Source organism: Kitasatospora sp. NPDC048545 (assembly GCF_040651155.1).
Classification (GTDB): domain Bacteria; phylum Actinomycetota; class Actinomycetes; order Streptomycetales; family Streptomycetaceae; genus Kitasatospora.
In genome coordinates, this window is record NZ_JBEZIQ010000001.1 from 234,306 (window position 1) to 253,200 (window position 18,895).

Annotated in this window: 33 protein-coding genes; all 33 read left to right on the forward strand. The window is 71.2% G+C overall.

Annotation, left to right across the window (positions count from 1 at the left end; translation table 11 throughout):
* Window positions 1-44 precede the first annotated feature (44 nt).
* The 33 genes from AB0D10_RS01170 to AB0D10_RS01330 all read left to right on the forward strand — a co-directional run bounded on the left by AB0D10_RS01170 (window position 45) and on the right by AB0D10_RS01330 (window position 18,892).
* Window positions 45-452 carry a hypothetical protein gene (locus AB0D10_RS01170; RefSeq protein ID WP_360249163.1) on the forward strand — a complete coding sequence of 136 codons (408 nt, stop codon included), beginning with the start codon at window positions 45-47 and terminating at the stop codon, window positions 450-452.
* Window positions 453-535: 83 nt separating this feature from the next.
* Window positions 536-934: a hypothetical protein gene (locus tag AB0D10_RS01175; protein WP_360249166.1), complete on the forward strand. Its 399-nt coding sequence runs from the start codon at window positions 536-538 to the stop codon at window positions 932-934.
* 44 nt (window positions 935-978) lie between these two features.
* Window positions 979-1,815, forward strand: a complete 837-nt coding sequence (locus AB0D10_RS01180; protein WP_360249169.1) for a hypothetical protein — start codon at window positions 979-981, stop codon at window positions 1,813-1,815.
* Window positions 1,808-2,023, forward strand: a complete 216-nt coding sequence (locus AB0D10_RS01185) for a hypothetical protein (protein WP_360249172.1) — start codon at window positions 1,808-1,810, stop codon at window positions 2,021-2,023. The genes AB0D10_RS01180 and AB0D10_RS01185 overlap by 8 nt, the downstream gene beginning before the upstream one ends.
* Window positions 2,024-2,180: 157 nt before the next feature.
* Window positions 2,181-2,621 carry a hypothetical protein gene (locus tag AB0D10_RS01190; RefSeq protein ID WP_360249175.1) on the forward strand — a complete coding sequence of 147 codons (441 nt, stop codon included), beginning with the start codon at window positions 2,181-2,183 and terminating at the stop codon, window positions 2,619-2,621.
* A gap of 58 nt (window positions 2,622-2,679) precedes the next feature.
* Window positions 2,680-3,159, forward strand: a complete 480-nt coding sequence (locus AB0D10_RS01195; protein WP_360249178.1) for a hypothetical protein — start codon at window positions 2,680-2,682, stop codon at window positions 3,157-3,159.
* A gap of 56 nt (window positions 3,160-3,215) precedes the next feature.
* Window positions 3,216-3,383, forward strand: coding sequence for a hypothetical protein (locus AB0D10_RS01200; RefSeq protein WP_360249181.1), 168 nt, complete (start codon window positions 3,216-3,218; stop codon window positions 3,381-3,383).
* A gap of 14 nt (window positions 3,384-3,397) precedes the next feature.
* The gene (locus AB0D10_RS01205) at window positions 3,398-4,888 is read left to right on the forward strand and encodes a DNA cytosine methyltransferase (protein ID WP_360249184.1); all 1,491 of its coding nucleotides are present in this window, start codon (window positions 3,398-3,400) and stop codon (window positions 4,886-4,888) included.
* Entirely contained in the window at window positions 4,885-5,070 is a 186-nt protein-coding gene (locus AB0D10_RS01210; protein ID WP_360249187.1) for a hypothetical protein, read from the forward strand. The genes AB0D10_RS01205 and AB0D10_RS01210 overlap by 4 nt, the downstream gene beginning before the upstream one ends.
* The gene (locus AB0D10_RS01215) at window positions 5,067-5,333 is read left to right on the forward strand and encodes a hypothetical protein (RefSeq protein WP_360249190.1); all 267 of its coding nucleotides are present in this window, start codon (window positions 5,067-5,069) and stop codon (window positions 5,331-5,333) included. The genes AB0D10_RS01210 and AB0D10_RS01215 overlap by 4 nt, the downstream gene beginning before the upstream one ends.
* Window positions 5,334-5,399: 66 nt before the next feature.
* Window positions 5,400-5,837: a hypothetical protein gene (locus tag AB0D10_RS01220; protein ID WP_360249193.1), complete on the forward strand. Its 438-nt coding sequence runs from the start codon at window positions 5,400-5,402 to the stop codon at window positions 5,835-5,837.
* A gap of 79 nt (window positions 5,838-5,916) precedes the next feature.
* Window positions 5,917-6,288: a hypothetical protein gene (locus AB0D10_RS01225; RefSeq protein WP_360249196.1), complete on the forward strand. Its 372-nt coding sequence runs from the start codon at window positions 5,917-5,919 to the stop codon at window positions 6,286-6,288.
* A 94-nt stretch (window positions 6,289-6,382) separates the two neighbouring features.
* Window positions 6,383-6,985 (forward strand): hypothetical protein, encoded by a 603-nt coding sequence (locus tag AB0D10_RS01230; protein ID WP_360249199.1) that lies wholly within the window; start codon window positions 6,383-6,385, stop codon window positions 6,983-6,985.
* A gap of 64 nt (window positions 6,986-7,049) precedes the next feature.
* Window positions 7,050-7,430 (forward strand): hypothetical protein, encoded by a 381-nt coding sequence (locus tag AB0D10_RS01235; protein ID WP_360249202.1) that lies wholly within the window; start codon window positions 7,050-7,052, stop codon window positions 7,428-7,430.
* A 105-nt stretch (window positions 7,431-7,535) separates the two neighbouring features.
* Window positions 7,536-7,877, forward strand: coding sequence for a hypothetical protein (locus tag AB0D10_RS01240; RefSeq protein WP_360249205.1), 342 nt, complete (start codon window positions 7,536-7,538; stop codon window positions 7,875-7,877).
* Between the two features lie 137 nt (window positions 7,878-8,014).
* Window positions 8,015-8,353 (forward strand): hypothetical protein, encoded by a 339-nt coding sequence (locus tag AB0D10_RS01245; RefSeq protein WP_360249208.1) that lies wholly within the window; start codon window positions 8,015-8,017, stop codon window positions 8,351-8,353.
* A 211-nt stretch (window positions 8,354-8,564) separates the two neighbouring features.
* Window positions 8,565-8,864 carry a hypothetical protein gene (locus tag AB0D10_RS01250; RefSeq protein ID WP_360249211.1) on the forward strand — a complete coding sequence of 100 codons (300 nt, stop codon included), beginning with the start codon at window positions 8,565-8,567 and terminating at the stop codon, window positions 8,862-8,864.
* Window positions 8,861-9,277, forward strand: coding sequence for a hypothetical protein (locus tag AB0D10_RS01255; RefSeq protein WP_360249214.1), 417 nt, complete (start codon window positions 8,861-8,863; stop codon window positions 9,275-9,277). The genes AB0D10_RS01250 and AB0D10_RS01255 overlap by 4 nt, the downstream gene beginning before the upstream one ends.
* Window positions 9,256-9,801, forward strand: coding sequence for a hypothetical protein (locus AB0D10_RS01260; protein ID WP_360249217.1), 546 nt, complete (start codon window positions 9,256-9,258; stop codon window positions 9,799-9,801). The genes AB0D10_RS01255 and AB0D10_RS01260 overlap by 22 nt, the downstream gene beginning before the upstream one ends.
* 68 nt (window positions 9,802-9,869) lie before the next feature.
* Entirely contained in the window at window positions 9,870-10,967 is a 1,098-nt protein-coding gene (locus AB0D10_RS01265; protein WP_360249220.1) for a protein phosphatase 2C domain-containing protein, read from the forward strand.
* A gap of 127 nt (window positions 10,968-11,094) precedes the next feature.
* The gene (locus AB0D10_RS01270) at window positions 11,095-11,373 is read left to right on the forward strand and encodes a hypothetical protein (protein WP_360249223.1); all 279 of its coding nucleotides are present in this window, start codon (window positions 11,095-11,097) and stop codon (window positions 11,371-11,373) included.
* 67 nt (window positions 11,374-11,440) lie between these two features.
* Window positions 11,441-11,824: a hypothetical protein gene (locus AB0D10_RS01275; protein ID WP_360249226.1), complete on the forward strand. Its 384-nt coding sequence runs from the start codon at window positions 11,441-11,443 to the stop codon at window positions 11,822-11,824.
* 59 nt (window positions 11,825-11,883) lie between these two features.
* Window positions 11,884-12,237: a hypothetical protein gene (locus AB0D10_RS01280; protein ID WP_360249229.1), complete on the forward strand. Its 354-nt coding sequence runs from the start codon at window positions 11,884-11,886 to the stop codon at window positions 12,235-12,237.
* Window positions 12,238-12,298: 61 nt separating this feature from the next.
* Window positions 12,299-12,961 (forward strand): hypothetical protein, encoded by a 663-nt coding sequence (locus AB0D10_RS01285; protein WP_360249232.1) that lies wholly within the window; start codon window positions 12,299-12,301, stop codon window positions 12,959-12,961.
* Complete coding sequence (locus AB0D10_RS01290; RefSeq protein ID WP_360249235.1) at window positions 12,958-13,254, forward strand: hypothetical protein; 297 nt, start codon at window positions 12,958-12,960, stop codon at window positions 13,252-13,254. Before AB0D10_RS01285 ends, AB0D10_RS01290 begins: the two co-directional genes overlap by 4 nt.
* A gap of 20 nt (window positions 13,255-13,274) precedes the next feature.
* Window positions 13,275-13,529, forward strand: coding sequence for a hypothetical protein (locus AB0D10_RS01295; RefSeq protein ID WP_360249238.1), 255 nt, complete (start codon window positions 13,275-13,277; stop codon window positions 13,527-13,529).
* 93 nt (window positions 13,530-13,622) lie between these two features.
* Window positions 13,623-14,696 carry an N-6 DNA methylase gene (locus AB0D10_RS01300; protein WP_360249241.1) on the forward strand — a complete coding sequence of 358 codons (1,074 nt, stop codon included), beginning with the start codon at window positions 13,623-13,625 and terminating at the stop codon, window positions 14,694-14,696.
* A 98-nt stretch (window positions 14,697-14,794) separates the two neighbouring features.
* Complete coding sequence (locus tag AB0D10_RS01305; RefSeq protein WP_360249244.1) at window positions 14,795-15,295, forward strand: hypothetical protein; 501 nt, start codon at window positions 14,795-14,797, stop codon at window positions 15,293-15,295.
* Between the two features lie 153 nt (window positions 15,296-15,448).
* Window positions 15,449-16,336, forward strand: a complete 888-nt coding sequence (locus tag AB0D10_RS01310; protein ID WP_360249247.1) for a hypothetical protein — start codon at window positions 15,449-15,451, stop codon at window positions 16,334-16,336.
* Window positions 16,337-16,400: 64 nt separating this feature from the next.
* Entirely contained in the window at window positions 16,401-17,264 is an 864-nt protein-coding gene (locus tag AB0D10_RS01315; protein ID WP_360249250.1) for a hypothetical protein, read from the forward strand.
* Window positions 17,265-17,284: 20 nt separating this feature from the next.
* Window positions 17,285-17,710 carry a hypothetical protein gene (locus AB0D10_RS01320; protein ID WP_360249252.1) on the forward strand — a complete coding sequence of 142 codons (426 nt, stop codon included), beginning with the start codon at window positions 17,285-17,287 and terminating at the stop codon, window positions 17,708-17,710.
* A 64-nt stretch (window positions 17,711-17,774) separates the two neighbouring features.
* Entirely contained in the window at window positions 17,775-18,335 is a 561-nt protein-coding gene (locus AB0D10_RS01325; RefSeq protein ID WP_360249255.1) for a hypothetical protein, read from the forward strand.
* The gene (locus AB0D10_RS01330; protein WP_360249258.1) at window positions 18,332-18,892 is read left to right on the forward strand and encodes a hypothetical protein; all 561 of its coding nucleotides are present in this window, start codon (window positions 18,332-18,334) and stop codon (window positions 18,890-18,892) included. Before AB0D10_RS01325 ends, AB0D10_RS01330 begins: the two co-directional genes overlap by 4 nt.
* The last annotated feature ends 3 nt before the right edge of the window (window positions 18,893-18,895 follow it).

The following is an 18,895-nucleotide window of genomic DNA, read 5'->3' on the forward strand; positions in this document are numbered from 1 at the left end:
GAGGTGAGGGGGAGAGGCCCCCACCGAGCAGGAGGAGAACCGAGATGCTGCCCACGCTCACCAGTCGCACGGTCAACAAGCGCACCACCCTGATCCTCGACTACACCTCCCTCCTCGACCCGCTGATCCGCGCCATCGCCACCGAGCGCACCGAGGACGAGCAGGTCGACAAGGACCTCGACCACATCGCCGACCTCGACGGCGCCGCCTCCCGAATCGCCGACCCCGACGACCGGGAGCCAACTGCAGCCGAACTCTCCTTCCGTGTCGATCAGTTCCTTGACGCCCTCGGCTACGCCCGCCATGAGCTGGCCACCGAGCCCCGGCCCTGGGCAGTCGGCTCCGCCCGGGTCCTTGCCGCCAATCTGCGCGGCATGGCCGACCGCATCGCCGAGTGGGCCGACAAGCTCGCCGCCCAGCCCGAACCCGGGACCGAGCCCGCCGCAGCCTGACCCGCATCTCCGGGCCGGGCGCACCCCGGCCCGGAGATGCATGTGGACTCAAATCAGCAACGACCGAAACACCGGAGGGTGTCATGCCGTACCCGATCATCCTGAACCCCGCGTACACCCCCTTCGCCGAGACCGCCCGCTCCCGCGGGGTCGCCTTCCACCTCAGCTCCCGCCGCCACACCGCCGTCCTCCACCTGCATCTCCCCGACGGCAGCACTCTCGAACTCGGCGACGACGGGGTGGGCGGGGCCGCCGCCACCAAGCCCGGCGGCACCACCGGCTTCACCCTGCGCCGGACCCTGCCCGGCGGTTGCGTCCACCACGTCTACGACTCCACGCTGACCGGCCCCCAGCACGCCAACGGCACCGACCCCGCCCCGCTCCTCGCCACCCTCGACCGGTTCCTCCCTCCGGTCCCGTCGCCCCCGGCCCGCCGCGCGGCCCGCCGTGGCCTCCTGCGCCGCCTCCTGCGCTTCACCTGACCCAACCGCACCAACCCGCACACAACGACCTCTTGGAGAGCCCGATGCGCCTCGCCCCGCTGCCCCACCACAACCGCACCAACGACCCCGCCTGGAAGGCGATGTACGACGTCTACGAGCCGCTGATCACCCCGATGCGGCGCCGCCAGCTGGTCACCGACATCGGCGACTGCGGCGGAAGCACCGTCATCTACGCCCAGCTCCCCGACGGAACCCACCTGACGATTACGACCGGCAATGAGGGCAGCCTGCCGAGCAGCATCGACAGCGTCACCTCCTGGCTGGTCACCCACAACAGCGACGACAACCCCACCGTCGACTACGTCGTCTACGACTCCGTCGCCGTCCCGAACAACGTCTACGCCTTTGCCGGCGCGCTCATCGCCCCGCTCCTGCTCGCCATCGACGCGTTCCTCGAAGCCCGCAAGATGCCGGGCGCCCCGGCCGACCACCCGGCGGTCGTGACCGTCACCACCGTCCACGAGACCGGGCCCGCCGGATTCGCCACCACCCGGCCGTTCGAGCACGGGCATGCTGCGGCCGAGAAGCACGCCACGATCGTTGACGCGCTCGCAGCCGACGGCCTCCACATCGCCCACCACACCGGGTTCTTCCCGTGGCAGCAGCAGGTCCTCGTCGCCCGCGACCGGGTCTTGATCGTTCAGACCACGCTCGCCGAACTCGTCCCCGGCGGCCGGGGCGACCTCCAGTGCTTCTGCCAGTTCGCGCACCCCCAGACCCCGGAGGAGGACCAGCGGCTGCACGCCGAAGTCGCGCAGGCGCTCAGCAATGGCGACGCCCAGGGCGTGTACCTGGGCATGGTGCGGCTGGCGACCGCCCCCGGCTGCCCGGCCCGCCCGAAGGCGGGCCGCCGTGACTGACCAGGCCTCAGCCGACCAGCCGCCGCACGAACCGGGCGACGAGAAGACCCACCCCGCCCTCGACCGGCTGCAGCTGCTGTGGGCGAGCCCGCCGATCCACCCGGACTGGTCGCCCGCCCGCCGGCGGCGAAGCACCGCCAAGGACCTGGGCCACCTCGACCTCGACGCCACCGAGGCGTACATCCGGCGGGCGGGCGACCAGCCGTGAACGCCATCCAAGCCGTGTCGCTCGCTCTGGCCGCGGCGGCCCTGGCCATCGCCACCACGAATCTCATCTGCATCGTCCGCCGCAAGGGCCACCGCCGCCGCCGGTGACCGCCCCGCCGGGCCCTGCCCGGCCACGAACCAACGAAGGAGACCCCCTGATGGGCCGAGTGCTGACCCTCGAACACAGCGACCCCCTCGCGCACTACTACCTCGACCACTTCACCTACGAGTCGGTCGTACGGGCCATGGACAGTCTCGGCATGATCCAGGACCTCCGCATCCTCGACCTGGCCCGCGCTGCATTCCACCGGGCGATCCCCGGCATACCGCTCAACCAGGTGGGGCCGGACGACGTGCGCACCGCGATGGACGCTCTCCGGGCAGTCGGCGCCGCCGAACCGTCCGGCATCCCGCGGCACAAACTCGCCACCGCCGAGGGCTGGCTGATCAGCCCGCAGGAGATCACCGCCGCCCTGGACTCCTACCACCGCGCGGCCCCCGAGCAGCGCGAGGCGGTCGCCGCCCGGATCGACGACTGGAAACCGCTGATCGACTTCCTGCACATCGCCGGCGACCACCACGGCCTGCGCAGCACCTGACCGAACCGTCCGGGCCGCACCTTGCGGCCCGGCTCCCAACCACCCCATGGAGCCCCAGATGGGTACCGAGTTCTACATCGAGACCGACACCGACACCCTCGGCGACAGATTCCGGCAGAGCGCCGGCGGCACGGCAATGCTGCTGACCTGGATGGGCGAGTTCGGCATGCTGATCGAAGGGGACCCCGCCCACCGCCCCTACCTCGCCGAGTTCGACCTGAGCCCGGACGACTTCGACGGGCCGGTCGGAGACGGCAAGATCAAGCCCGCCAAGGCGCAGGCGTTCGCGGCCGCACAGGAGGCGGCGCGGCAGCGCCTTGAGAGCTACGACCCGTCCGCCGCCGGCATCCCCCGGTACAAGGTCGACTCCAACGAGGGCTGGCTCATCGCCCCGCAGGAGATCACCGCTGCGCTCGCCGCCTACGACTCCCACCCCGCCGCCGAGCGCCGCGACGCCGAGCGCAGCGGGTACTGCGACTGGCCCGGGTGGATCGCCTTCCTGCGCAGGGCAGTTGCCTCCGGCATCCGCGTCTACTGACCACCCGAAATGCATGTGGATGTATATCGCATCCGACTTGACCTCTTGGACTTCTGATGACCCACGACAACCCGGCCGACGACCAGCCACCCCTGCCGCGCATCCGCACCGCCCCCAATCACTGGCACCTCGCGCTCACCCGACACCCGGCGCCGAACCTGACAGCCAGCCCCGCCGCACCCCGCCCGACCGGCCGCACCCCGGCCATCGACCCCAAGAGCTGAGAGAGGGGCCCGCCATGTCCGCAACCGTGATCGACTTTTTGTGCGGCGCCGGAGGCTCCTCCACCGGCCTGGTCGAAGCTGGAATGGAACTCAAACTCGGCGTCAACCACTGGCAGTTGGCCCTCGCCACCCACGCCGCCAACCACCCGGGGGCCGACCACCTGCGCATCGACGTGTCCGCGATGCCGATGCGCTACCTGCCGAAGGCGGACGTGCTGTGGGCGTCGGTGATCTGCACCGAGATCAGCCCCGCCGGAGGCCGCCGCCGCGAGAGCCCGCAGCTCGACCTCCTCGACGGTGACGACGAGTTCAAGGCCCTGCCCAGTGACGCCTTCGAGAGGACCAGAGTCACCGCCTGGTGCGTCGTCCGCGCCGCCGAGGTCCACAAGTTCAAGGCCATCGTGGTGGAAAACGTCCTGGAGTTCGCCACCGACTGGATCCTCTTCCCGCAGTGGATTGCCGCGATGAAAGCCCTCGGCTACAACTACCAGATCACCTCGGTCAGTTCGGCGCACGTCGGCGACGAGAACAACCTGCGGGCCCCGCAGTGGCGCGATCGCATCTACATCTGCTTCGTCCGACGCGGGATGCGCAAGCCCAACCTCACCCCCGCCCCGCTGGCATGGTGCTTCGAGTGCGACGAGCAGGTCAACGCCGTCCAGACCTGGTTCGACCCGAACGTCACCATCGGAAAGTACGGCCTTCAGTACAACTACCGCTGCCCGAACAGTCGTTGCCATCGGTCGGTTGTCGAGCCCTTTGTGCGCCCTGCGTCCGCGGCGATCGACTGGACGGACCTGGGGCACCGCATCGGCTCCCGCAGCAAGAAGCTTGCCGACGCGACCATGAGCCGCATCGAAACCGGACTGGCCAAATTCCCGCACCAGCCGCACTCGATCACCCTCACCCACGGCAAGGACGGCGGCGACCGGGCGTACGCCGTCGCCGAGCGGCCGATGCCGACCCGCTCCACAAAGCAGGGCGAGGCGCTGATCGTGCCGACCGGCGGCAGTTGGAACACCGAGCCGTACGCGGCATCAGGTCCGCTGCGCACCCGCACCACCCGCGAGTCCGAAGCCCTGCTCACCCCGTCGCCGTTCGTCATCGAATACCGCAACAACGCGACCTCGTCGAGCGTGCACAGCCCGCTGGCCGCCGTGACCGCGCAGGGCAACCACCACGGCTTGGTGTTGCCCGGCGGCTGCGTCGACCCACGCGACCGCAACACGCTGGTGATCCCGTACCGCAAGAGCACCGCCAAGCACGCCGGCTACCCCCTCCACACCCTGTCCACCCGGGACTCGGCCGCCGTCGTCGTCACCGCCGACACCATCGCGGACTGCTGGTTCCGCATGCTCAAGCCCAAGGAGCAGCTAGCCGGACAACGGTTTCCCGGCAGCTACATCGTGCTGGGCACTGGCGCAGAGCAGACCATGCAGGCCGGCAACGCCGTGTCGGTGAACGTGGCGAACTGGATCGGCCGCCAGCTGCTGGAGGTGCTGTGACCTCCCTTGAAGACCGGGACGAGCAGGACCTGTCGGCACTGCTGGGGTTCCCGCCCGTGTACGTGGTCCGCCCGACACGAGCCAGCCGTGATGACAGCCACCACACCGTCCGGCGCCACGGCAACGAGATGCCCGTGGCCGCGGCGAAGTGGATCAGCCCCCGACGCTGGGAGGTGCCGTGACCGGCCCGCAGCGGTGGCCGCGAGCACTCCCACTGTGCCGCGGCACAACCGAACCCGCCCGCATCCGCCCGGGCCGGTGGCGCCTGCGCCTGACCCCCGGCCCCGTACGGGTCCTGCTCCTGACCCAGACCCCGGACCCGAGCTGCCGCTACTGCGACGGCGAAGGCGGCTGGCTGGCCTGGTGGAGGGACACCCGCTACGTCACCTGCGTGTGCTGGGACCCGCTTCGCGCCAGCGTCCTGCTGCGGCTGCGCCACCCCTGACGAACAGACCCACCCGGGCCCCGGCCACTGCCGGGGCCCGGCGACACCGAGAAGGCCACCACCATCGTGTTCACCGCCCTGCCCGACACCGACAGCTTCCTGCCCGGCTGCTACCGCGACCTGCGGTTCAGCCCCGCCGAAGGCGCCTGGAAGGACAAGAAGACCCTCTCCGACCTGTGCCTGCCCGTCCTGGGGTGGTGCACACCCTGCCCGTTCCGGGCACAGTGCATCCGCCAGGTCCAGCCCCACCCGAAGCGGTTCGACGGAGTGTGCGGCGGGAGGCTGTGGCTCGACGGCCTGGTCATCGCCTCAGCGGACGGCGTGGACGACGACGACCTGCCACTGCCCGGCAAGCCCCGCACCGTATGCGGTACGACCACCGGAGTCGCCGAGCACCAGGTTCGCGGCGAGCAGCAATGCGCGAGGTGCGCGGCCTTCACCGCCGCCGAGGCCGAACGCGCCGCCGAGGAAGCCGCCAACTCCGAACTGGCCTTTGCCGCTTGACCGGGCGCGGCCGGCCAGCCGCGCACCACCGACCCACATCCGTGCCAGCAGCAGCCAACTACACACCAAGGAAGCAGACTTGACGCACGACACAACCCTGACGGCCATGGCGCTCGCGGCGTTGGCCGAGCAGCAGGCCGACCAAGCCCGCCACAGCGACGCCCTGGACGACGAATCGGTGCGCACAGCCGCTGACTTCGCCGCGTATGTCATCGGCGGCGACGCGGCCAAGCTCCTCGCCTGGGAGGCCACCGCCCCCGAGGGCGACGAAGTGTACGCGGCCCGCGCTGACCTGCCCGACACCCCCGGCTGGCACCTGCGGTGGGCGTCGGACGGAGAGGACGACACCTCCCTCGCCCTGCACCGCCCCTGCGCAGAGGGCGGGCACCGCGACCTGGTCCAGGGCCTGGCCCACCTCGGCGGGCACTTGGCGTCGCTCACCAGCCGCTGACCGCCGCCAGCATCCGCCGGATCAGCGGCGAACCTCCTGCGCGGCGGCCCGGATGGGGCCGGGCCGCCGTGCGCACCCTTTCGAGAAGGACGACATGAACTGCACCACCGAACCGGCCGATCCCCGCCAGCGCCCCATCCCGCTGGTAATCGGCCTGGACCTCTCGCTCGTCTCCACCGGCATCGCCGGCGTGGACTGGGCCGATGCGCTGCGCCCGAAGGGCCTGCGCAGGCACGCCCGCCTGGACTGGCACCTGCGAGAGATCAAGGAGCGCACCCGTGCCGCAGACCTGGTCGTGGTCGAGGGCGCGTCCTACGGGCACGGGGCCCTGGCCGGGCACCACGAGCTGGCCGGGCTGTGGTGGCACGTCACCCAGATGTTGTGGAGCCGGGGCATCCCCTACGCGGAGGTGCCGCCGGTCCAGCGGATCATCTACGCGTGCGGCGTGGCGAACCCGGCCAAGGACCAGCCGAAGAACATCCGGGCCCGCGTCACCAAGGGCATGGTGCGCGACGCGGTCGCCGACCGGTACGGCCTGGAGTGCGAGGGCGCGGGCCGCTACGACAAGGCCGATGCCGCGGTGCTGGCCCTGATGGGCCGTGACTGGCTGGGCGTTCCAGTGGCCGAGGTGCCTGAGACGCACCGGCGGGCGCTCACCGGCGTGGCCTGGCCCGCTCCGGCGCAGGAAGCACCGTGACCTGCACTGGCGCCGGCGTCCACCGGCGGAGACAGGGCTCCGGGAGAGTTGAAACCCCACAGGCATGAGTATAGAATTTATTCATGAGGTTGAGGGAGACGCCCTCACCAGCAAGGAGAACGCCACCATGTCCGCCATCGCCACCATCATCGAGGCCGACGACAAGCTCATCGCCGCCGTCCGCGATTGCTTCCCGAGCGATTCGATCACGGCCTTCACCGGCACCTCCCTGGACCTGCTTGTCGACCCGTACGGTGACCGCACCGTCCGGATCGAGGCCCGGCCGGGCGAAGCCGAGCCGAGCGTGCAGGTCTCGCTCATTCACCCGAGCCTCGGCCTGATCTGCTCCATCTCCCGCGCCTACGCCGGTGACAACGCGTCCACCCAGCTCACCGGCGACGTCTTCAAGTTCCTCAAGGGCGTCTTCAACTACGCCTGGATGTAGGCCCTTCGGGGGGTGCGGCGGCCCTATAGCAGGACTGCCGCACCCCCGACCCCCCGACCCTCCCCGCCGCGGCCATGCCGGCGCGGCCCACTCGAAAGGCCCCGCATGCCCACCCTGACCCCGCCCCGCACCTCGCGACTCGCCGAACTTCTGGCCGACGGCGACCCGGGCCCCCTCGGTGCCGAGGTCCGCAGCCTGCTCGGACTCGCGGACGACTCGACGGCGCAGTACGCGGCAGGCGTCGCCGAGTGCGCAACCTTCGCCGTCTGGGAGGCGACCAGGCGGTCCAGCCCCTACCGCGAATGGCTGAAGGACCTGCCGGAGCCCTTCCTGCACACCCTGCTGACCCTGACCGCAGACGCAGCGGACGACCAGGCGCGCGCCCTGCGCATGCTCGCACTGTGCACCGCAATGATGCGGACAGTCGCCACCCAGATCGGCCACTGAGGCACTCAAGTGCTGCGCACGGCATGCCGTCTGACTGACCATCGGGCAATGCTGGAGTTGTGCAACCGACGCAGTGAGTATAGAATTTATTCACGAGGTTGAGGGGAGGGCCCTCGACCAACAGGAGGGAAACCACCGTGAGCCTGCACCGTGAGAACGTGACCTGGCAGTCCGAAAATGGCACCTGGAGCATCGGGTTCTTCGCATTCGAGTACCCCAACCGCGAGGACTACGACCACGAATGGGACGTCATCTACGACAACACCCGGTTCTGGTGGCTATCCTCCGGCCACGCTGACCCGGACGCGGCCATGGACGCTTACTGCGCGCAGGAGTGCAACCCCGGCGCCACGACGTGGATCCACTGGAGCAAGGAGAACTCCGAGGAGATCGCCCGCTACGGGGAGATGGCGGCGGCCTTCAAGGCTGAGAGGGCTTCGTGGGCCGCCGCCTGCGCACGTCCGATCTGGGGGTAGCACCTCGACCACCCGCCGCGCATGCGGATCCGGGCAGCCCGAATCCGCGTGCGGACCAACCTGTAGCAGCTGCATCGCCGGGGGGCAGGCCTCGACGGGCGGCCCCCGGGCCTGCCTCTCGATCCGCATCCACCGCCGGCCCCCGGCCCCAGCTGGCGCCACCCTCGACCACCTGGGGCGGCCCGACCGCCCCGATGAAAGGACACACCCGATGGCCGCCATCACCACCGAGATCGACGCCCTGTACGCGGCGGGCCGCCGCCGCCCCGACGCCAGCGCCCTCAAGGCCCTTCGCCACGACGGGCAACTCGCCGGGTGGACGTTCCGCACCGGCGACGGCTACGGCTGGGTCCTGACCGACGGGCGAGTCAGCCCGTCCCTGGAGCCCTACCGGTCCTACGCAGCCGACGACGCGAACCTCAACCTCACGGGACCGGCGCCACGGCGGTGGGCGGGCTCGGCCCGCCCACCGCGTCACAGGCCACAGCAGCTCGGAGACCCATCGCCATGAACACCCCTCACCCGCACACCGAGCAGGCCATGCAGGCCCTGCTGATCACCGAGGACGGCACCACCACGCCCGTCACCTTGCCCGCCGCCCTCCCAGCAGGCCACGCTGCCAGACTCGCCATCGCCCAGTACCTCGGCGGACCTGCCCGGCTCGGCCACTGCACAGCGATCTGCTCACCCGACGCTCACCTCGCCACCGTGGGCCTGCTCGAAGACCCGCCGGCGGGGACACCCCGCAACGAATACGCGGAAGTCGTTGTCGAAGTCCTGCGCCACGCCTCGCCCAAGCAGGCCATCCACGGACCCGTGCTCATCATGGGACCCGCCGCCGACGGCACGCCCACCAGCCTGGACCCCGGCCAGCAGCGGGCCGTCGAGGACTTCGTGGCGACGTGGCGCACCCTCGTGAGCTGAGCGCGGACCAGGTGATCATCCGCATCGACCTGTCCGTGGCCCTGCACGCGGACGCCTGGGCCGAAGCTGCGGGCTCGGACCCGGCCGACGCCGCCCGCGACGCCTGCTGGTACCTGTCCGACGCCCTCGGATCGCTGCCGCACCTCGGCGAGGACGGCTGCCCGGCCTACCTGCGGGCCATCCCCGGCTGGAGCGAGGGGCAGGACCTCCTCGGCAACGTCGAGATCACCTCCCGCTGGCACCTGGAGTGCCCGGCCTCCGACTGGGCTGGCTGGCGCGCCGACCCCGGGGACTGGCTCAGCGCGAACACCGTGCCCCCGGGCAGGGCCCGCGAAGACCTCACCGTGATGGTCGTCGAAGGGCTGGTCTCCATGGCGCTGTTCTCGGAGACCCGCGCGGTGATGACCCTCACCCGCCCGTGGCAGCAGACCTACGACCACCGGTGGCGCACGCGGCCCGACACCAGGCCCGCCCCACCGCGCCGCTTCCGCCGACGGCGAAGGAAGCCGGACTGGCCGGCATGAGCCCGGCCAGCGACCCGAACCAGCCGGGCGCGCACCAGCGCCCGGACCAACGACAAGGAGAGCACCGCATGGAACGCGACTTCGCCCTGATCATCGACCCGGACGGGGCCAGCGACGAGCTGTCCTTCCTCGAGGACGACATCACCGGACAGCACCGCAGGCTCTATGCCTGCCTTGGCAAGGGCTACACCACGGCACGCCTCGGCCTGTTCCTGGTGCACTCGCCCAGGACGGTGTCCGACCAGCAGGCCAACCTGCCCGCCCAGCAGCTGTGGACCGGACTGTCGGGCGGCTCGCCGGCTCCGTTCTTCCGCGGGTCCGTGATCATCACCGGCCATCGGCGGCCGGACGGCTCGTACCCGGCGCTGCTGCCCCGCCAGCTCGACCAACTCCACCAGCACGTCGGCAGGGTCGTATGGGCGCCGCCGACGCGCCCGACGATCAGCGCCGCCCAGAGGAAGGGCGCGCGCAAGGAGCAGTGCGACGCCTTCGCCGTGCACAGGGACCGGGCCACCGGCACGTGGGCGTTCGTGGTGTGCGACGGCGTCGGCGACCACGTCGAGACCAGGGCGATGGCGCACACCTTCGCGCAGCGCATCGCCGTCGTCGCCGCCGAGACCGGCGATCCGGGCGCCGCCGTGCACGCCGCCCGAGCCGAACTCCCGACCTGGCAGTTGCACATCTGCTCCGAGACGGAACCGACCGCGACGGTGGCCGCCGCGGTGTGGAATCCCCGCGAGGTCGACATCCGGCTCGCCTGGGCGGGCGACTCGCGGATCTACGCGGTGAGCCCTGCCGGGCTGGTGGAGCAGCTGACCGAGGACCACAACGTCGCGGCTTACCAGCGGTCGCGCCGGGCGGCGGTACGCGAAGGCGACGAGCACATGCTGCTGTCGCACATCGCGAGCGGGCCCGTGGAGGAACTGCGGGTGCACCGCGAGCGGGCGGTAGGGCTGCTGCTGTGCACCGACGGCGTGTCCGGGCCGCTCTCGGCCGACGGCGGGAGCAGCGTCGCGGACACCTTCGCGCTGCTGCCGCCGAAGGAGGCCGCCAGCGCACTGGTCGCCGATGCTGTCGGCTGCGCCGCCGAGCGCAGCTGGGTCGCGTGGGGTGAGTCGCTGGCCGACAATGCCACCGCGCTGATCGTGGACATTGCGGGGCTCTGACCTGCGCAAACGCGCAGCGTCCAGCCATTGAGATCTTTCCGGCGGAGTGGACCCCCCTTCTGATTGAGTATAGAATTTACTCATAAGGAAGGGGGGAGGCCCCGACCGAGAACCGGAGGGACCCACCGTGAACGCGCTGAACGCCGCCGCCGAAGAAGCCCGCTACTACGCCCGCCAGGCCCGCTCCCGCGCAGCCCGCGCCGACACCGACCTCCAGCGCCTCACCCTCTCGGCCGCCGCCCTCACCCTCGACGCCGTCGCCCGGCTCCTCGCCAGGCCCGACCACGACAACGCCGTCCTCGACGCCCTCGGCATCGCCGAGTCCTACGCCACCAGCACCGACGCCGGGCCGCTCGCCCTGCCCGGCGGCTTCACCCTCAACGTCCTCGACTACCTCACCGCCTGACCCACCCGATCACCGGCGGCCCGACTCACACGGGGCCGGGCCGCCCCACCCCAGAAAGGCACCGATCGTGACCCTGCCCGACGTCCTCACCCTCCAGCTCACCGAGTCGAACTCGCTCCATGTCCCCGGCCCCCACCACCAGGCCATGCGCATCGTGGCCCACCTCGCCGAACACGACACGGACGGCCCCGCCTTCGCCCGGTACGCCTTCCTCCTCGGCAGCGAGTCCATCGCCATCGCCTGGGCGCAGCGCCCCGACGACTACGCGGACCTGCTCTACCCCCAGTACCGCGAGCTGGTCCGCGACCGCTACTGGGCCGACATCGTCGGCCAGGCCCTCGACGCTCCCGGCGGACCGGACCCCGTACACGCACCCGCCATCGCCGAGGCCATCACCGTCGCACTTCTCGGCGACCCCCAGCTCAACGACCGGCCCCAGCAAGCCAACTGACCCAGCCCGACCAGGCCGCCCCGCACCGGGGCGGCCCGCTACGAAGAACGGAACACCCGATGCCGTACAGCACCATCAACGTCGTGGCCGTGGAGATCCCCGGCCCCGCACACCACCACGAGGCCATCGCCGCAGCAATCCGGGCCTCCTACGCCGGGCCCAACACGGTCCGCGGCGCCTTCCTCCTCGCCGAGCACGCCATCACCGCGACCTGGCCGGTGCGCCCCACCGACCTCCTTTGCCTGACCTTCCGCCAGTTCCACGAGACCGTCGTCCATCACTACTTCGCAGATCTGGTCCGCCAGTCCCTCGCCGTGGACGCCGACTTCGCATGCATCGACGAGGTCGCCAGCTCCCTGCGCACCGCCCTGCTCTACGCGGACGACCTGATGGGCCGCAAGCACTCCCGCTGACCACCCGGTCCGGCCGCCCGCCGGCGGCCGGACCCGCCCCTCCTTGAAAGGCCAGCCAGCCATGTCGTTCACGATCGCAGTGTCGTCGTTCCATCCTCACGCGTACGCCGACCAACTGCCCATCCCTGAGCACCAGATGCCCGCAGTGGACGCCGTCCTCCTGCTCCACCCGCTGTGCGAGGCACTAGCCGACGGTACGCACGCGCTGGTCGAGCACGCCGTCACCGTCGCCTGGGCGAACCGCACCCCGTCGTGGTTCACCCTCGACCTCGGCCACTTCCACCAGATCGCCCAGTGCTTCGCCTACGCCGAGCTGTTCCACGACGCCGTGCACCTGTCCGACATCCGCCACGTCGAGACCCTGGCCTCCCGGGTGTTGGACCTCCTCGGCGCAATCCCCCTCCTGGCCGTCGGCCCCGGCAGTGCCCCCGCAGCCCGTCCGCGTCGGTGGAAGGCCGTCCTCGACACGGACAAGGAGATCGTGTCCATCGCCGTAGCCGACGGCCACGACGGGCCGGAGGAGGAGGCGGAGGACGAGAAGACCGTCTGGGCGGACTGCGGCAACGTCGTCACGCTCTACGCCCCGGACATGCGCACCGCCTACACCCAACTCCTCACCCAGCTGGCGGAATTCGAAAACGAGGACTTCGCGGACCGCGTCGCCGCCCACCACAAGGAGCTCGCCGAGGCCCACGCGGCCACCGGCGAGGAGAACAGTCGGTGAGCACGGCCCTGGACCAGGCCCTGACCGAAGCGGCGAAGCGCCTGCACATCCAGCCGAAGGTCGACCAGCTGGCCCGCGAATCGCTGCACGTGATGATCTCCACGGCCTACGACTACCGGCCCGCCGCGATGCGGGACCTCAGCCGCGAGGAGCACCGCGCCGCACTGGCCGACAGCACGCTGACCGCCCTCTACGAGCACTGCGCGCTGTCCCTCGGCGGCTACTACGGGCGCGCCGCCGCCCACCTCCTGCACACCCTCGACGGCTGGGCCCCGCGCACCGGCACGACCTGACCCGGAAGGACAGCACCAGCATGGCCAGCACGACCCGGCCCCACGGGTTCTTCCACGACGAACCGGGCCTCGCCGACACGATGCACGGCCTGGAGACCCAGGTGACCGACGCCGCAGAGCACTTCCGCAGCAACGACATCGACCGGGCCGCGACGGTGACCCTCGCGATAGCCGCCCGCCTCGCGGTCGGCGGGCAGTGCACCAAGCGGTTCGCCCGGCAGATCGCCCGACACCTCGTCGAGACGGAGGTGCAGCGCCCCGTCGGCGACCGCTGACCCCGATCAGCCCGAAACCCCGCGGCCCGGCCGGCCGCCCGAACGCGACCGGCCGGGCTTTTCCATGCCCACAACTCCGCAAGGACACCGGCGATGCCGCAGCAGCTGAACATCTTCGCCCAGCAGCCCGACGACGATGACGATGACGATGACCTGTACTTCGAGCCGCGCGAGCAGGTGACCCGCCCGCGCCTGGCCGCCGCGCCCACCATCCAGACCCCGCAGCCGCCCGCCACCGTGCTGCTCGAACCGAAGCCGAAGCCCCGTCGCTACCCCGTCGCGTACGGCAGCCACCCGCACAAGGCCGCCCAGGACATCGCCGAGGCCGTGGTCGACGCCTGGCACCGTAACCACGGCGGTGGGCAGATGAACATACCCGTCGGCGTGATCGCCGCCCTGTCCCTGTGGCCCCTCAAGGGCCCCGACGCCCCGCTCCAGGCCGACTACATCCTTGGCCTCGAAGCAAGGGACCTAGTCCAGCTGCTGCGCGAGTGCTGGGCGTACTGGTGGATGCGCCGCCCCGACCTCGTCCACCGCGCCGCGCCGATCGCCCGCTGGACCGAGGAGGACCTGAGCGACCACCAGCTCACCTGCATCAAGGCGGTGGCCCGCGCGGCGATCACCAACGGCCTGCTCACCCTCACCGGCTCCAGCGACCCCGGGGACCTCACCGAGTTCGACCTGATGTCGTGGGTGATCACCGGCCTGCGCCACGGCGCGGACCGCAAGTGGCTGGGCGAGTTCCACACCCCGCCGGAGGTGTGCGACCTGATGGCCCGGGTGCAGCTCGGTGACTGCTCCGATGTGGGGCCCGGCTTCTCGGTTCTGGAGCCGGCCGCCGGCACGGGCGGCATGATCCGCGCCATGGCGCAGACGATGCGCGAGCACCGGATCGACCCTGCGACCTGCAGGTGGCACCTCGTGGAACTCGACCCGATCGCGGCGGCAGGAGCGGCGGTCAACATGATGCTCTGGGGGATGGGCATGCGCACCACGGTCTGGTGCGGCAACAGCCTTGCGCCGGTGGACACCGCTGTCCTCGCTCACGAGGAGAAGGTCGAGCTGTTCGAGCTGCGCGACCGGATGCAGGCGGGCATGGCGATGGCGTACGCGGTCGGCAAGGCCGAGCGGCTGATCGCGGGTGCCGTCGCGCAGAAGGCCGCGTGAGCTGGGGAGTTGGGGTTCGGGGAGTTGACTCGTCCCATGAATGAGTATAGAATTTACTCATGAGCAAGAGGGAAGCACGGACAGCGAGAGGACCCACCATGATCACCGCCCCCCAGGCGCCGAACACCCACATCGCCCTGGATGCCGCCGCCCCCGTCGCCAAGACCATGGCCGACCTGCCCCCAGGCGCTCGCGGCGCCATCCGCTTCTCCTACATGGGCGAGAGCGTCAACGCCCACTACCTCAAGGGCCTCCACACCGACGAGCAGTTCAACGCCGCCATGCCCGCCGCCATCACCGCCTTCGGGGAAGCCGGCTGGGGCTACCGCAACCACTTCTGGGGCGACGGCGAAACCATCCGCAGCACCCGCTTCACCCATCCCGCCAGCCTCGGCTGGATCGGCAGGCCGGGAACCGGCCCGCACACCCTGTCCTCCGCCCTCGCCGAAGCGGCCGCCGCCCTCGGCGAGCCTGGCGCCGCCGAACGCCTCGCCCCGCACATGACCCTCCGGGAGGTCGAGGCGATCACACTCCTCCTCGCCACCTCCGGCCACATCGCATCGGGAGCCACCTGGGCCCGGGTCGGCCTCTCCCGCTGACCACCCACCCCAGCCAGCCACGCGGGCCCGCACTCGAGCGAGGTCCCGAACCCCAGCCGAAAGCCCATCAAGCGGCGCACCCTACCCCAAGTGAGTATAGAAATTGCTCTCTTGGTTGGGTGCCCGGGCCGCCCGCACCAAGGAGCCACCAGCGTGATCGTCACCGCCAGCACCCTCGAAGCCGCAGCCGACCGGCTCACCGAACTCCTCGGCACCTGCATCCCCTTCCCTCAACTCCCCAGCGAGCTGGGCACCCTGCGCCTGACCAACGCCGACGGCTACACCATCGGCGCCAGGTCCCGCGTCGAAGGCACCACCCTCCAACTGTGGATCACCGCCCCCGGCACCAGGGCCGAGAAGATCCCGCGCGGCCTCCAGCCCCTCCAGCCCGGCCGCAGCTACCACACCGTCCTGCACCTCCTCGGCCTGGACGGCGACCTCGGCGACGTCATTCACGAAGCCGTCGCCGACCGGCTCCTGCCCGCCATCGCCACCAAGCCCCGGCGTGTCGGCCACCGCCCCTGGGAGCAGGCCCCCCAGCCCGCCGAGCAGCCCGACCCGGCGCCCGCCGACACAGAACCGCAGAACCCTCTGCTCGGAGAGCGCGAGGAACCCGGCACCCCCGCCGTCGCCGAGCCGCAGGCCCCGTCCGTCGAGCAGCCGAAGTCCGCCGACGAGCCGGGCCCGCCCGGCATCGAGGGCACCCAGCCCGAGGAGGCCCCCACGGCCGAACCGGCCGCCACCCAGCCGGGCGAGCAGCCCGCACCCGAGCCGCAGCCCGAGGCGGCCCCGGCCCCCAAGACCGCCCGCCCTGCCCGTAAGCGCACCAGCGCCGCCAAGAAGACCACCACCGCACCGCCCGCCGACAAGCCCGCGCGAACCCGCAAGACCGCCGCCGCCGACGGCAAGCCGACCCGCAGCCGCACCACTGCCACGAAGAGCACCACCCCCAAGCCCGCCGGCACCAAGCCGCCCCGGGCCCGCAAGACCACCACCCCAGCCAAGCCCCGTACCCGACGAGCCGCCACCGAGAAGCCCTGAACCACCACCCAGCCGCCGGGGGCGCACCCAACCCGCGCCCCCGGCCAACACCACGAAGGTCGACATGACGACAATCGCCGCGTTCTCCCTCGCCCAGCACATCCGCGCAGGACTGCACCTGCGCGGCAACTCCACCACCCGCGAGCACCACACCCCCACCGGCGCCGCCTGGATCACCCTCGACCTACCCGGCGGCACCAGCATCTGGGCCTCCGACTACACCACTGCCATCGACCTCGACGCCGACCAGCGCACCGGCCTCCAGGCAATCCACCACCTCGGCAATCCCGACAACGGACCCGGGCACCACATCGCCTTCTACCGCGGCGACCGCACCCCCGGCCCAGACGGCCTCCACGCCGACATCACCCGCCTAGCCGCCGCCATCACCGCGTACACCAACACCTGGCAGTCCAGCCCCGCCGGACGCAGCCCCGGGCACCGGATACTCCCCGGCGCCCTCATGGACCTGCCTCTGCGGCGCCTTCGCCGAGGCGACGTCATCGTGCACACCGGCTCCGGCAGCCGCTCCGTCCTCACCCAGCTCACCCACCTCGGCCACAACGACTACCGGCGCACCAGCCGCACCATCACCCCGCCCAGCCGCGGCGGCGGCCGGGCCGCCACCTACTGGCAGTTCCCCTGGACGTTCCGCCAGCACGGAAACCAGATCGTCACCGTCGCCGCCCACGAGCACACCGACCCCGCGACCCTCCCGCCCATCCCATACCCCCAAGCGCCCACCCGCTTCAACGACGGCGACCACGTCGTCCACGACTCCGTCATCTGGCAGCGCACCGACGGCGGCTGGTTCAACCACCTGCGCACCACCCACACCAAGCCCACCAGCGACACCGCGATCCGCCGCCTGTTCACCGACGACAACTGCCTACGCCTGGGCATCCCCACCCACCAGCCCGCCCACTGACCATCAAGGACACCAACCCCGTGCTCGACCTCAGCACCCGCCGCAACGCCGCCTCCGCCTACCGCGCCGTCGGCCGCGTCGAAGAACTCGAACTGATCCCCGAACACCCCTACCCCGGCTCCGACGTCCACTGGAGGTTCCGCTGCGGACGAGTCGGCTGCACCTGGACCGGCCACCTGTTCTACAGCCACCTGCGCGCCAGCCGGGGCCACAACCGCCGGCACCCCGGCTGCACCGGAACCCCCGGCACCTACCGGATCCGCAAGACCGACGACGAACTCCTCACCCACCTCCGCACCGTGTTCCCCGACACCGACTTCCACATCCACTCCACGACGGACGGCGACCGAACCGTCGAGTGGACCAGCGGCCCCGACACCCACCACGTCCAAGCGCACCTCGGCCCCAACCAGAACCTCACCTTCGCCCAGGTCATAGACCTCTGACCGCACCGCGCCGGGCGGAACCCACACCGCCCGGCGCGGCCCCAACCAACCCCGAAAGCCCACCATGCCCATCGAACTCGACCTCACCGGCCTACCCCTCGACCTCGTCCCCGTGATCATCGCCCGCACCCGCCGCGAACTCGAACAAGCAGCACCCGCCCTCCCCGGCGCCCTCATCCGCGACGCCACCCGCGTCCACCACCGCCACCACGGACCCGGCTGGGCCTACATCCGCTGGGCCCCCCGCCACGACGGCTACGCCATCTACAACGCCCGCCACATCCTCACCACCGACCCCGACCACCCGTGGTGGTCGCTGCCCATCCACCCCCGAAGCCCCTTCCACCAGTTCAGCCCCGACACCGGCCACCCCATCGACGGCTCAGCCCGCCCCTACCCCCACCCCGTCACCCCGGACAACACCGACCCCCTCAGCCTGTGCCCGCACTGCGGATCACGCGGACGCTTCCCCGTCCGCTGCACCACCAGCGACCCCCACCGCCACCACGAACAACACCGCTACCCAGGCGGCCGCCCCTGGAAGTACGCCCCCTGCCCCGCCAACTGCCAGCCCATCACCGACCCGATCCGCCTCCACACCCCACCCCAGGAGCAGCAGCCATGACCACCCGCGACACCTACACCGGCCCCACCACCTACCGCACCCCCGCCGGCACCTTCCGCGGCCCCCACGTCACCAACGCGCCCGTCCTCGCCGTGGAACCCCTCGACCTCACGGCGATCGTCTCCAACCACGACCCGCTCGTCCGCCTCACCCTCGCCAACCCCACGGGGCGCGGCCCCCGACACGTCGAAACCGCCGAGTGGGGAACCCCCGACATGTGGAAGGCCACCGGCCCCAAGCCCACCAACGAGATCACGGCCGCGCTCACCACCGCCGGACTCTCCGCCCACCTGCACCAGAACCGGCACGGCGACCACGGCGCCATCGTCCACCTGGCCCGCAAGGGCCGCTACTGCCAGCTCGTGATCATCAACCGCAGCACCCTCTTCTACCAACTCCTCGACCAGACCGGCCACGAACCCGCCTACTACCCCTGGGAGAACACCCGCCCGGCCGACGCCCCCACCCACGTCCGGCGCTTCTGCCGTCTCTTCAACGCCCGCATCCTCCCCACCCGACCCGCCAATGCTGTACCTGGCCAACCCCTCAACCCCTGAGAT